The organism is Maribellus mangrovi, assembly GCF_037646455.1.
GTDB lineage: Bacteria > Bacteroidota > Bacteroidia > Bacteroidales > Prolixibacteraceae > Draconibacterium > Draconibacterium mangrovi_A.
In genome coordinates, this window is sequence record NZ_JBBIXN010000002.1 from 672,621 (window position 1) to 685,005 (window position 12,385).

General features: G+C 39.7%; 12 protein-coding genes. 8 read left to right on the forward strand and 4 right to left on the reverse strand.

All coding sequences use genetic code 11. The features are described from left to right. The first annotated feature begins 4 nt into the window (after positions 1-4). The 7 genes from WFY05_RS10875 (at position 5) to WFY05_RS10905 (ending at position 7,515) form a co-directional block, all read left to right on the forward strand. Entirely contained in the window at positions 5-364 is a 360-nt protein-coding gene (locus WFY05_RS10875; protein WP_340112869.1) for a diacylglycerol kinase family protein, read from the forward strand. A gap of 3 nt (positions 365-367) precedes the next feature. After that, positions 368-1,243, forward strand: a complete 876-nt coding sequence (locus WFY05_RS10880; protein WP_340112870.1) for a phosphatase PAP2 family protein — start codon at positions 368-370, stop codon at positions 1,241-1,243. Next, complete coding sequence (gene eptA / locus WFY05_RS10885; RefSeq protein WP_340112871.1) at positions 1,224-2,747, forward strand: phosphoethanolamine--lipid A transferase EptA; 1,524 nt, start codon at positions 1,224-1,226, stop codon at positions 2,745-2,747. The genes WFY05_RS10880 and eptA overlap by 20 nt, the downstream gene beginning before the upstream one ends. A 461-nt stretch (positions 2,748-3,208) precedes the next feature. Further along, positions 3,209-4,075, forward strand: a complete 867-nt coding sequence (locus WFY05_RS10890; RefSeq protein ID WP_340112872.1) for a helix-turn-helix domain-containing protein — start codon at positions 3,209-3,211, stop codon at positions 4,073-4,075. A gap of 120 nt (positions 4,076-4,195) precedes the next feature. Continuing rightward, positions 4,196-4,552, forward strand: a complete 357-nt coding sequence (locus tag WFY05_RS10895) for a cupin domain-containing protein (RefSeq protein ID WP_340112873.1) — start codon at positions 4,196-4,198, stop codon at positions 4,550-4,552. A 208-nt stretch (positions 4,553-4,760) separates the two neighbouring features. Beyond that, complete coding sequence (locus WFY05_RS10900; protein WP_340112874.1) at positions 4,761-5,762, forward strand: virulence RhuM family protein/type II toxin-antitoxin system death-on-curing family toxin; 1,002 nt, start codon at positions 4,761-4,763, stop codon at positions 5,760-5,762. 139 nt (positions 5,763-5,901) lie between these two features. Then, on the forward strand, positions 5,902-7,515 hold the full coding sequence (locus WFY05_RS10905) for a TIM-barrel domain-containing protein (RefSeq protein ID WP_340112875.1): 1,614 nt from the start codon (positions 5,902-5,904) through the stop codon (positions 7,513-7,515). A gap of 11 nt (positions 7,516-7,526) precedes the next feature. On the opposite strand, the gene porD is transcribed toward WFY05_RS10905, so the two are convergent. From porD to WFY05_RS10925, 4 genes are read right to left on the reverse strand one after another with little or no spacing between them, the layout of a single operon-like run. Continuing rightward, a complete protein-coding gene (porD, locus tag WFY05_RS10910) occupies positions 7,527-8,438 on the reverse strand; it encodes a type IX secretion system protein PorD (RefSeq protein WP_340112876.1) in 912 nt (303 codons plus the stop codon). A gap of 4 nt (positions 8,439-8,442) precedes the next feature. Next, positions 8,443-9,645 carry a bifunctional phosphopantothenoylcysteine decarboxylase/phosphopantothenate--cysteine ligase CoaBC gene (gene coaBC / locus WFY05_RS10915; protein WP_340112877.1) on the reverse strand — a complete coding sequence of 401 codons (1,203 nt, stop codon included), beginning with the start codon at positions 9,643-9,645 and terminating at the stop codon, positions 8,443-8,445. 10 nt (positions 9,646-9,655) lie between these two features. Continuing rightward, positions 9,656-9,991 carry a DNA-directed RNA polymerase subunit omega gene (locus tag WFY05_RS10920; protein WP_340112878.1) on the reverse strand — a complete coding sequence of 112 codons (336 nt, stop codon included), beginning with the start codon at positions 9,989-9,991 and terminating at the stop codon, positions 9,656-9,658. A gap of 4 nt (positions 9,992-9,995) precedes the next feature. Next, positions 9,996-10,817, reverse strand: coding sequence for an outer membrane protein assembly factor BamD (locus tag WFY05_RS10925; protein ID WP_340112879.1), 822 nt, complete (start codon positions 10,815-10,817; stop codon positions 9,996-9,998). Positions 10,818-11,072: 255 nt separating this feature from the next. Between WFY05_RS10925 and WFY05_RS10930 the strand changes: the two genes are divergently transcribed. Next, positions 11,073-12,335 (forward strand): aminotransferase class I/II-fold pyridoxal phosphate-dependent enzyme, encoded by a 1,263-nt coding sequence (locus tag WFY05_RS10930; RefSeq protein ID WP_340112880.1) that lies wholly within the window; start codon positions 11,073-11,075, stop codon positions 12,333-12,335. Positions 12,336-12,385: the final 50 nt, after the last annotated feature.

The following is a 12,385-nucleotide window of genomic DNA, read 5'->3' on the forward strand; positions in this document are numbered from 1 at the left end:
CACTATGCGTAATTTTTTAATAGGTCGGGTAAAAAGCCTGAAATATGCTTTACGGGGAATGTTTTTACTCTTAAAAACCGAACATGCTGTAATCTCACAATTTTCCATCGCAATGGTTTTTATCGTTCTGGGATTTTACTTTGAGATTTCTCGCATGGAGTGGATCATTCAACTCTTACTGATGGGCCTGGTTCTGGCTGTTGAGAGCCTGAACACTGCCATAGAAAAACTGTGCGATTATATTCATCCTGATTTTCACAGCCGTATTGGCTTAATTAAGGACATTTCTGCGGGAGCAGTTTCGTTTGCAGTAATTTTCACTATAATTATAGCAGCAATTATTTATTTTCCTTATATATTTTAGCTTTTGAAAAACGATCAGTCAAAATTAGTTAACACGCACTTAAACAGTAAAGTTACAGAGAATTTTACGCGGGTAAATTACAGCTCGTTAATTCCACCCTTTTTAGTTCTGCTTCTTTTTTATATTTATTTTATTTTCTCAAAAGGAAGTGGTAGTTATGTCGATGAATATATTAGCCTTCAAAAAGATCTGTTTTTAACGATCAATGCTTATTTATCCAAATTTCCGGGTTTACAGTTTAACCTCACGCAATTGGGCGATGTTCTTATCTTTTTCCCGCTTTTAACGGTTTTTATGGTGTATTCACCAAAACTCTGGGAAGGCTTAATAACTTCGGCAATTCTTTCACTGATCGTATCGGCCGGCTTAAAAAAATTATTTCATGTACCAAGGCCGGCAGCCATATTCGACAACGATACCTTTACCATTATAGGCAGAACCCTCACCGGAAATACATCATTACCTTCGGGGCATTCGATAGCTACTTTTGTAGTAATAACAACCTTGTTATTTGCTTTTATGCCGGCCAGGAACAGGCAGAAAATAATATGGATCATTTTAATGCTTGCAACAGGTCTGTTTATTGCCTTTTCGCGGGTTGGCGTTGGTGCGCACTATCCTTTTGATGTTCTGATTGGCAGCACCATCGGATATATCGTAGCAGTTCTCGGAATCAGGATCAATGCCAAACTCAACTGGTTGACCTGGATGAGGAATAAAAAATACCACCCTGTATTTGTGGTGCTTTTTGCCGCCTGGATTTTTGCCATTGTTCAAAAAATAGTAGCCGATAATTTACTGATATTCTATTTTTCATTAATCGCTTTAGTGATTTCACTGTACCTAATTTTAAAATCGTATGTTCAAAAGAAAAATTAAACTCATCTATTATGCTTTAATAGTTAGTTTTTTAAATCTGATACTTTATCATTTTTCCTTTTATAAATTCGTTTACAGCATTATCGATATTAAAACTTTAAACGGTGTTTTGCTGCTTATCAGTTTATTGGTTTTAACCATCGCACTAAATGCTTTGGTATTCTACATCGGCGTACAACTGCTTCGTAAAGTCGGTAAATGGTTGCTGGTATTGTTTTTTAACATCAATGCTGTTGCGGTATATTTTATAAACACCTACAGCGTTATCATCGACAAATCGATGATCGGTAACGTGCTGAATACGAATTATGAAGAAGCAAGCAGTTTCTTTTCAATCACTTTTTTGATCTACATTATTTTCCTGGGGATTATTCCGAGCATTCTGTTGTTGAAAATTAAAGTCAAATACGCGAATTTCAAAAGGTTCGGTGTGCAGGTAGCTGTAACTTTGGTTTTGTTACTGGCCCTGGTTTATGCCAACGCCACCAACTGGTTATGGATCGATAAAAACTCGAAAAAATTAGGGGCTTTGGTGATGCCATGGTCGTATGTGGTAAATACCAGCAGGTATTATCACAGCAAGAACAAAAAAAATAAGGAACAAATATTGCTACCGGATGCCACAGCCAGGGACAGCACAAAATCGGTGGTTGTTCTTGTAATTGGAGAATCTGCAAGAAGCGCAAATTTCTCGCTATACGGCTACCCGAGAAATACAAACCCCGAACTGGAAGAAATTGACAATCTGCATGTTTACCCCGCAGAATCGGCCGCTACTTATACCACCGAAGGAATAAAATCGATTTTAGAACACAAGAAGACCGGTAAGTTGTACGAAATTTTACCCAACTATCTGTACCGAAATGGTTTTGAGGTGATATGGCGAACAACAAACTGGGGAGAGCCCACCGTTAAAATAAAAGACTACCAGACAAAGGAAGAGCTCATTAATGCGTACAATAAAGAAGATTTTGAGTATGACGAAATTCTGTTGTATGGTTTGAAAGATGAGATACTGGACAGCGAAAAAAACAAAATATTTATTGTCCTGCATACCAGTACCAGTCACGGGCCGGCCTATTATAAAAAATACCCGCCCGAATTTAACCAATTCACACCGGTGTGCAAAAGCGTTGAGTTGGCCAAGTGCACCCAGCAGGAACTGATAAATGCCTACGACAACACGATTCTTTATACCGATCACATTCTGACAAGTTTGATTGAGGAATTGGAACAACTGGAGGAATACAATACTTCCATGATCTTTATTTCCGACCACGGTGAATCCCTCGGCGAGAAAAACCTATACATGCACGGAATACCGCTAAGCATTGCACCAAAAGAGCAATACGAGATTCCATTTATTGTATGGGCCTCGAATAATTCACTGGAATTTAAGGATCGCCAATTGTTATCGCAGCATCATGTTTTTCATACTGTTTTAGACTTATTGGAGATCGACAGCCCGGTTTATGATGAAAATATGAGTATCCTGAAAAAATAAGTCAGAGCTGCTCGTTTTTACTCGTATTGTATTTTGGTTTGAAAAGCACTCCTGCATGGGAAGTAGCCCGCCCCCACTGCTGAGCCGGCAGTTAAAGCTTCATCGTAAAGTTTTTTTGATCCGACGAAGCGAAAAAGCTACTATTTAGAACCCCTACAAGTTACTCTGCCTGTTGCTATTTCCCTGATTAACATATAATTTTAAGGTTACTAATCCAGGTGACACCCGGACCGAATTGCAGCGAGAGATTTTTCACCCGGAGGTTTTGTAAGCTTTTTTTCCGATTGTAAGCGTTTATAAACGCTTACAAATATTTACAAACGGATATTGCATTGTAAAACAGACAGTTTATTTAAAAAAGAAAATAATTGATATAAGGAAAATAACATTACTAGTAATGATGCACACTAGTTGGCAACAATTTGAATCCGAGATTGTTGATGCTTGTAGAACTTAATTGAATGAATATATACGAAATACATAGATCGAATCCGGATATATTTAACCAGCTAAGCTTAAATGACCAGCTATTCTGTTATTACGAATGCCCTCAGAAGGATAAAGTCCTTCAGTTATATTCTAATCATAATCAGTTAACCTTTACTATTAGCGGCAAGCGGATTATTAAGCATGGAGATAAAAAATGGATATTAAATGATTGTCAGGGCTTTTTGTTGAAAAGAGGTGCCTTCCATCAGGAATTACCGAATGATTTTACAGATTGGAAAGTTTTGGTATTGTATTTAAAAGATAATTATTTGAAGAAAATTTTCGATGAATTTAGAAACTATCTACAGCTAAATAATCTGCCTGAAGTAAATGTAGACATGATTCAACAGTTCATGCTAAACGACCAGATTCGTAATTGTTATGAGAGCCTTTTACCTTATTTTAAGAATCCACAATTACTACCTGATACTATTTTTGAAGGAAAGTTCAAGGAATTACTTTACAACATCCTGACACACCCAGAAAATAAGCACATCCTGGCATATATAAATCAGATCACTGAAGATTATGTGATACCGATTTGGGAAGTAATGGAGGTGAATTATATGTATAATTTAAAAATTTCAGAATTTGCTGAGATTTCTAACAGAAGTACAAGTACATTCAGACGAGATTTTGAAAAACATTATGGTACCACTCCAGGGAAATGGTTAACAATGAAAAGACTTGAAAAAGCCAGTCTGCTTCTCATCAGTTCAGAAAAATCGATTGGTGATATTACTTTTAATTGTGGCTTCGAGAATGTATCACATTTTAGCCGGATTTTTAAGGATTCGTTCAATGTATCTCCCTCTGAATATCGGAATCAAAACAAATAAATAGTCAATGTATTTTGTATTGGATGCCAAAACAAAAAGAATGATTTTTTAAGAAAAACGCTTTGATAGATGCGCATTTAACTTTGTGATGTAGTTATTAATCATTAAAAAATTAACATCATGAAGAATTTGTTTATTTTATCATTAGTGTTTTTTTGTGGCACACTTGCTGCGCAAAATCAGGAAACTCCTGAATCAGGAGAAAAAGTCATTATTGATAATGACAAAATTGAAGTAATCGAATATTTCAGTTTACCACAAGGCGATGTATGCGGATTGGGGATGCACCATCACGAACCTCACTTAACTATTGTCTTAACAGATGCAAAAGTTAAGATTACTCCCGAGAATGGAGAGACTCAGGAAATTGAAGTTAAATCTGGTACATCCATTTGGTTTGGTGATGCTGAGACACATGCAGTAATTAACTCAGGAGACCAACCGACAAAGATGATTTTGGTATATTTGAAGGAATAACAGCTAAAAACTGTTGCCAACATTTTGTATAAGTAATGGCAGGCAATGTGGTAAATATCAGAGTTTGTAGCCCGCTCAAACAGCGTAGCGGTTTGACAGGAAATTACCACGCAATCTGCCACTACTCATACAATTTACCGTTACAGGGCATTTTGAAAGGGGACAAAAAAGTCACTTAAAGATTGGCTATATTTGAGAAAAATCAAATATGAATAATTCCGAAATTCAAATATTTACGACAAAAGATGGAAAGACTGAAATTGAAGTTCAGCTTGACAATGAAACAGTTTGGCTAAATCAATATCAACTCGAATCTTTATTTGAAACAAACAGGACTTCGATAAACCGACACATTTCCAATATTTATAAAACTGAAGAACTTGAGGAAAAGTCAACTTGTGCAAAAATTGAACAAGTTCAAAAAGAAGGTGACCGGGAGATAAAACGAAAAATCAAATACTACAATCTTGATGTAATTATTGCGGTCGGATACCGAGTTAACTCGAAAAGAGGAACCGAATTCAGAATTTGGGCAAACAAAATTTTAAAAAACTTTTTAATAAAAGGATTTTCAATAAATGAAAAACGGTTATCCAAACAAAATGAGCAATTAAGGGAATTAAAGGAATCTGTAAAAATTTTAGGGAATATTGTAAACCAAAAAGAATTATCAAGTGGAGAAAGTATCGGTTTACTAAAAATTATCACTGACTACGCTTTTGCTCTGGACATTTTAGACCGGTATGATTACCAGACGTTAAAAATCGAGGAAACTTCAGGAAAAGAAAAATATCAACTTACTTACGACGAAGCAATTAAACAAATTCGACTGGTAAAACAGAAATATGGAAATAGTGAATTGTTTGGTCGCGAAAAAGACAATTCCTTTAAAAGTTCGGTTTCAACAATTTATCAAACATTCGACGGAAAAGATTTATATCCAAGCATTGAAGAAAAAGCTGCAAACCTGCTTTATCTGGTAACAAAAAACCATTCATTTTCAGATGGAAATAAAAGAATTGCCGCATTCCTTTTTCTTTACTTCCTGGAACGAAACGGAATTCTGTATAACGAAAATGGAGAAAAAAGAATTGCGGACAATGCTTTGGTTGCGTTGACTTTAATGATTGCTGTTAGCAAGACTGAAGAAAAAGACACAATTACAAAAATTATAGTAAACCTGATAAATAAGAAAAATAAAGCACGTTAACAAGTTATATATGGCAGGCGGAGGTTTTAGCGGTCTGACAAGTCAGACCTCGTGCCCACTTTCCTGTAGGTCTGACTGGATTTCTTTTCGAAATCCCGCCCGCCCCACATACAAGTGACCGTTGCTAAAAAATAAATGCATGACAAAGCTTACCGTCCTTCTACTATTTCTGATCCTTTTTTCGGGGATTCAGGCGCAAGAACCAGCTAAACCTGCGATTACCCCGTATTGGGGATTTGGCCACTGGATATGGGAAGACCAGTTTCATACTTCAAATACGGTAAGGTACCTGGTGGAGGCTTATTCAAAAAACGACATCCCCGTTGATGTTGTGTTGTTCGATAGTCCGTGGTCGTCGGCCTATAATAATTTTGAGTTCGATACGGCGCTTTATCCCGATTATGAAGCACTGATCGATGAGTTGCACAGCATAAATATCAAACTGATTTTATGGTACAGCGGATTTGTGAACAAGGAGTCGAGGGAGGTTCCCTTAAACCAGTCGCCACTGTTTGAAACGGCCGTAAACAACAATTACACGGTAAATAATGGCGGCCTGTATCAGTGGCATAAAGGAAAAGGCGCCCACATTGATTTTACCAACCCCAAAGCAAGAGACTGGTGGCACCAACAGGTGGATAAGGTACTAAAACTGGGCATCGACGGTTGGAAAGTGGATATAAGCGCCGAATGGTTGCGCGACGGAATACTGACATCAGCGGGCTACCTGTCGAACAAAGAATTCAGACATTATCATTACAAAGATGCATTTGAATATGCCCAGTCAGTCAACCCGGATTTTTTGTGTTATACCTACGGACATGTGCATATACTGGACCAATACCTCGATATGGCTCCGCAAAATTATTCGCATTGCCAGTGGACTGGCGACTTCGACGGAGATTTTAGCGGACTGACCAGCCAGTTGAGTTTTATCTACTTATCGGCAAACAAAGGATATGGGGCTCCTGCCTGCGAAATTGGCGGTTACTGGGGCAAGCCTTCCGATAAAAAATCATTTATACGATATACCCAACTGGCAAGTATGGTGCCCACCATGGTTAATGGCGGCCGGGACGGTGCACTGGAGCACCACTTACCCTGGAACTACGATAAGCAGACCATTACTATTTACAAGGACTATGTGCAACTTCACAAAAGAATAGCACCTTACCTTTTCAGCACTTCCGTTGAAGGGCATTTAAACGGACATTCAATTATAAAGAAGAGCTTTCCGGAAAATAACAGTCATTTGCTGGGTGATGATATCTTCGTTAAAGCCATTACAAGCGAAAACGATACCGTAAAAATTGTATTTCCTGATAAAAACAAATGGATCAATTACTGGAATACAAAAGAGGTATTTGCAGCTTCAGAGACGATCCTTAAATATTATCCACTTGAAAAATATCCTATATTTATAAAAGCCGGAGCGATTATTCCTGTTGATATCGACAAAAAGGACATTGTAGAGTTCCTGATATTTCCCGAAGGCAAATCGAGCTATGTCTTTCACCAACCTGCCGGACAGGGCACAGAATATACAGATATAACTGTTGAAATGGATGAAAAGAAAGGGATACTAAAAGTAGCCTCAAAAGAGGAACGTAAATATAAACTAAGGCTGGTAGGAGTTCAGGAAGCTAAATCGGTTACCGGAGCCGATAAGTACGAATATGATTCGGACAATTTTGAATTATTGTTACTGAAAAAAGGCAGCACTTTTAAAATTAAACTCAAGGAGCCGAAATAGAAGATCGGGAATTACAATCCTTCGCTTTCGGCAATTTTATCGTATTTGCTGCCGTTTGAAGGATCTACTTCGTTTAAAATAGCTACTACCCGGTTACGTTCGTCGGGGAATGATTTGGAAAATACTTTAACCAGTTCGTCGGATTTGGCATCGAAAAACATCTGCAAAATATAAGTAGATGGCCTGCGACGGAAAACTTTCTGGATGTCGCGCAGCGATTCTGCGATATTGGCCCTACCCTCTTCCACGCGATCCGACATCATATCCAGTCCCAGACGGTGGTAAGTGTACATCGCACTTCGGAACGACGAATACGATTTATTTAAAACATTCTCGACCAGCCAGTAGCGGTTGCGTTCGCTTTCAAAGGCTTTCCAGCCCCGCTCGCGCGCATTTTGCGAGTTGTTAACAATGGCCTGCGCTTTCTCAAAATACGGTGTACCGCCTTCGGGCGAAAAGGTATCGTAATCGAAGCCTAAAATAATGTAGGCATAATAAGCCATGATATTGGTCAGGTTGTCGCGGTTCGAAGTCTCATTGAATTCCAGCGGCTGAAACTCCACGTAATTGCAATGAAAATCGTTGTCTTTAATGTTCAGCACCGTTGATGTGTAGCTCGAATTAAAAATCGGTCGTGTAAGCTGCACCTGGATGGAACCCTTGAATTCATCAGCCGAGATCTGTTCATCAAGACGAATAAGAATGTTGCATTTTATTTTTTCGTCGTAACTGTAAACATGATCGGTCCACTTACGGTTGTTCATAAACTCGTACAGGTCGGACTGCATGGTACGGAACAGGTTCTGGTTGGCGCCTTTTATACCGCGTGCCGAAACCGTTACGTTACAGCGCAACTCCTGTGCTGATGCTGCAACAACCATCAACAGCACTAATAATATGGTGGAAAATAATTTGGACTTCATAATGCTACGCTTTCAATTCAATCATTTTTTCTACAATGTCGCGGGCCACATCCTTCTTAGTTTTTAACTCAAAATCCTGTCTTTTATTGTCTTTTTCGAGAATGCTTATTTTGTTGGTATCCACACCGAATCCTGCACCTTTGTCGTTTAGCGAGTTCAGCACAATAAAGTCGAGGTTTTTACGCTCGAGCTTTTTTCCGGCATTGCTGATCTCATCAGTGGTTTCGAGTGCAAAACCTACCAAAAGTTGCTGGTCCGTCTTTCTTTTTCCCAGTTCCGCGGCAATGTCTTTTGTGGGCTGCAATTTAATGCTCCAGTTCTCTTTTCCCCGCTTGGTTTTCTCAGCGTGTTTTTCAACGGGTGTAAAGTCGGCCACTGCCGCACACATCACCGCACCGTCACATTCGCCAAAAGCTTTTACCGCAGCCTCGTACATTTCATGTGCCGATTCAACAAGCACTACATCGATATTACGGTTTTGAGCCGACACCGTTACGGGGCCTGAAACCAAAATTACCTGTGCTCCTTCAGCAGCCAGTTCTTCGGCAATGGCATAACCCATTTTCCCGGAGGAGTAATTTCCAATAAAACGTACAGGATCAATTTTTTCGAAAGTAGGTCCTGCTGTGACCAGAAACGATTTATTCAGCAGTTTTTTTTTTCGTGAGAGAAGCCCTACGACCTTTTCCAGAATGTTCTCGGGTTCTTCCATCCGTCCCTTCCCTTCAAGCCCGCTGGCCAGTTCTCCGCTGGCAGGATCCAGAATGAGGTTTCCGTAATCTTTCAGAATCGACAGGTTGCGCTGAGTGGAAGGATGAGCAAACATATCGAGGTCCATTGCCGGGGCAACCATCACCGGACATTTCGAAGAAAGATAAGTGGTAACGAGCATATTATCGGCAATGCCGTTTGCCATTTTGCCAATGGAGGTGGCAGTTGCCGGCGCTACCAGCATGAGATCGGCCCAAAGACCCAGATCTACGTGACTGTTCCAGGTGCCATCGCCTGATCCAAAAAATTCGCTGATAACAGGTTTGCCCGAAAGTGCTGACAAGGTAACCGGAGTAATAAACTCCTTCCCTGCAGGTGTGATCACCACCTGAACTTCGGCTCCCTCTTTTACTAAAAGCCGAAGAAGTACTGCTGCTTTGTAAGCGGCAATACTTCCGGTTATTCCAAGAATAATATTTTTACCTTTCAGCCTCATCGGCATGAAATTATATGCGTTGCTTGTTCTCGCGCGATGGGTTACGGTGATAAATTTCACTGTTTTTCAATTCTTCGAACGCAATAAGTGTTGGCTTTGGTAAACGTTCGTAGAATTTAGAGATCTCGATTTGCTCGCGGTTTTCAAAAATCTCTTCCAGATTATCGGTATAGGAAGCAAACTCCTGCAGTTTCTGGTTCAGCTCTTCTTTTAGTTCTGAAGAGATCTGGTTGGCTCTTTTGGCCAAAACCATCACTGTTTCGTAAATGTTTCCTGTTTCCTGTGTCAGCACTTCCAAATCGCGTGAGATGGTTGACGGTGCTGCTTTTGTTTTTTTATAATCCATATTTCTATTCTATAGTTGTTTCTTCTATGTAATGTAAAAGCTCTGATGCTTTTTCGTAATATTTATCAATCTCTTTTTTGTACTTGCTGTTCGGATATTCATCGATAAACGAAAAATATTCGTCGAGCGCCATGGAGTAACGGTCTATCTGCTTGTCGCTCACACTACGCTCGGCCAGCAAATACTTCGACTTTAGCAACATGTATTTCAGGTCTTCGCGGTACCTGCTGTCGGGATATTTTTCCAAACTGTTCGTAAGTGCCACAACAGCAGCTTTATACCTTTCGAAATCGTAGTACAATTTAGCATTTAAATACGACTTATACACGAGTTTATCTTCCAGTTCATCAATGAGGCGGTTGGCCTCGTCAACCCTTTCCGAAAACGGATACAGGTTGATGTACAACTGCAGGGCATCGATCGCTTCCTGGGTAATCTGTTGGTCGAGCCTTGGTTTGGGTGATAAAAGATACGAGCAATAGCCGATCATAAACTGCGATTCTTCGGCGTATTCACTCATCGGGAATTCCTGAACCAAAGATTTAAAATAATGGCCGGCCATTAAATAATCTTTCTGGCCCATCGTACTTTTTGCATAGAAGTAGTAGATCTTATCGGCTCTGCTGGTTCCGCGGTAAATGTTTACCAGTTCTTTGAACAGTGTCGATGCCCGAACGTACTCCCCATCTTCGTAATACTCTACTGCCTTTTTGTACTTGAATTCGTAATCGGTACTTTTAACCACTTTATTAAAGTCGCTGCACGCGCTTAAAATCATGGCTAACAATACAATACTTATTCCCAGAATCCTCATTTTCTTAAACATGGCGCAAAAATATACTTTTTTTTAATTAAGTGAAACTATATCAGCTGCAAAATTTGCATTGAAAAACAGACTAAAAATCTTACTTATTTCATTCATTTCTAGCTCAATAACTATTCCACCTTTCAATACAGGTCCACCAAAGTACAAGATAGCCATAAGAAATTAAGCACAACTTAGTATTATTTAACACATTTGCTCACATTTTAAAAAAGTTTACATTTGCAAGCTTAAACGAATACTTAAAACAGTAAAGAAGTGGATTTATTTGCGAAATTCAGAAACAACAAAGGCGACATTGGGAAGTGGATGGATCAGATACATGGTTATTTTGCATTTCCTAAACTTGAAGGTGAAATTTCTGCACGAATGAAATTCCGTGGGAAAGAAGTATTAACCTGGAGCTTGAACAATTACCTGGGGCTGGGTAATCACCCTGAGGTAAGGAAAGCCGACGCGGAAGCTGCCGCCCAGTATGGGATGGCGTATCCGATGGGGGCACGTATGATGTCGGGGCAAACCGTTAAACACGAACAGCTTGAACGTGAGTTGGCAGCATTTGTAAGCAAACCAGATGCATTTTTATTGAATTATGGTTACCAGGGAATGGTTTCGGCCATCGATGTGCTGGCCAGCCGTAATGATGTAATTGTTTACGATTCTGAATCGCACGCGTGCATTATGGATGGTGTATTTCTCCATAAAGCAAAAGGTGGAAAAAGTTTTGTATACTCGCACAACGACATTGACAAATGCCGTAAAATGCTTGGTTTTGCACAGAAACGTGCTGCTGAAACAGGTGGAGGTATTTTGGTGATTACCGAAGGAGTTTTCGGTATGACAGGCCAGGTTGGTAAACTGGACGAAATCGTTGAACTGAAAAAAGAATTCGACTTCCGTTTGTTTGTCGACGATGCTCACGGATTTGGAACCATGGGACCAACAGGTGCCGGTTCGGGCGAACATTTTGGAGTTCAGGATGGAATAGACCTTTACTTCGGAACTTTTGCTAAAGCAATGGCCGGTATTGGTGGTTTTATTGCCTGCGAAACCGATATCTGTTACATTTTGCGCTACAATATGCGTTCGCAAACATTTGCAAAATCATTGCCAATGGCCATGACAATCGGTGCATTGAAACGTTTGGATATGATACGTACCATGCCAGAGTTACGCGAAAATCTGTGGTCGGTTGTTAAGGCGCTGCAAAGCGGTTTAAAAGAGGCAGGTTTCGATCTTGGAAAAACCAATACGCAGGTTACCCCGGTTTATATGCAAGGTGGAGAAGAAGAAGCCACACAAATGATTTACGACCTTCGCGAAAATTATGGCATTTTCTGTTCGATAGTGGTTTATCCGGTAATTCCGAAGGGTGAAATTCTTCTTCGTTTGATACCGACTGCGATGCACACGCTCGAAGATGTTAAAATGACCGTGGATGCATTTAAAGAAACCCGCAAAAAACTGATAGCCGGAGAATACCGTACGGGTGAAATGGCAAAAGTAGAAGTTGATAAATAAGATTTATCAAATAATATATGGAGGGAGCCTTTTTAAGGTTCCCTTTTTTA

What these genes read in the sequence shown, in the direction of transcription:
- WFY05_RS10875 (WP_340112869.1), top strand. Translation starts at nt 5, where the DNA reads ATGCGTAATTTTTTAATAGGTCGGGTAAAAAGCCTGAAATATGCTTTA.
- eptA (WP_340112871.1), top strand. Translation starts at nt 1,224, where the DNA reads ATGTTCAAAAGAAAAATTAAACTCATCTATTATGCTTTAATAGTTAGT.
- WFY05_RS10890 (WP_340112872.1), top strand. Translation starts at nt 3,209, where the DNA reads ATGAATATATACGAAATACATAGATCGAATCCGGATATATTTAACCAG.
- WFY05_RS10895 (WP_340112873.1), top strand. Translation starts at nt 4,196, where the DNA reads ATGAAGAATTTGTTTATTTTATCATTAGTGTTTTTTTGTGGCACACTT.
- WFY05_RS10900 (WP_340112874.1), top strand. Translation starts at nt 4,761, where the DNA reads ATGAATAATTCCGAAATTCAAATATTTACGACAAAAGATGGAAAGACT.
- WFY05_RS10905 (WP_340112875.1), top strand. Translation starts at nt 5,902, where the DNA reads ATGACAAAGCTTACCGTCCTTCTACTATTTCTGATCCTTTTTTCGGGG.
- porD (WP_340112876.1), bottom strand. Translation starts at nt 8,438, where the DNA reads ATGAAGTCCAAATTATTTTCCACCATATTATTAGTGCTGTTGATGGTT.
- coaBC (WP_340112877.1), bottom strand. Translation starts at nt 9,645, where the DNA reads ATGAGGCTGAAAGGTAAAAATATTATTCTTGGAATAACCGGAAGTATT.
- WFY05_RS10920 (WP_340112878.1), bottom strand. Translation starts at nt 9,991, where the DNA reads ATGGATTATAAAAAAACAAAAGCAGCACCGTCAACCATCTCACGCGAT.
- WFY05_RS10925 (WP_340112879.1), bottom strand. Translation starts at nt 10,817, where the DNA reads ATGTTTAAGAAAATGAGGATTCTGGGAATAAGTATTGTATTGTTAGCC.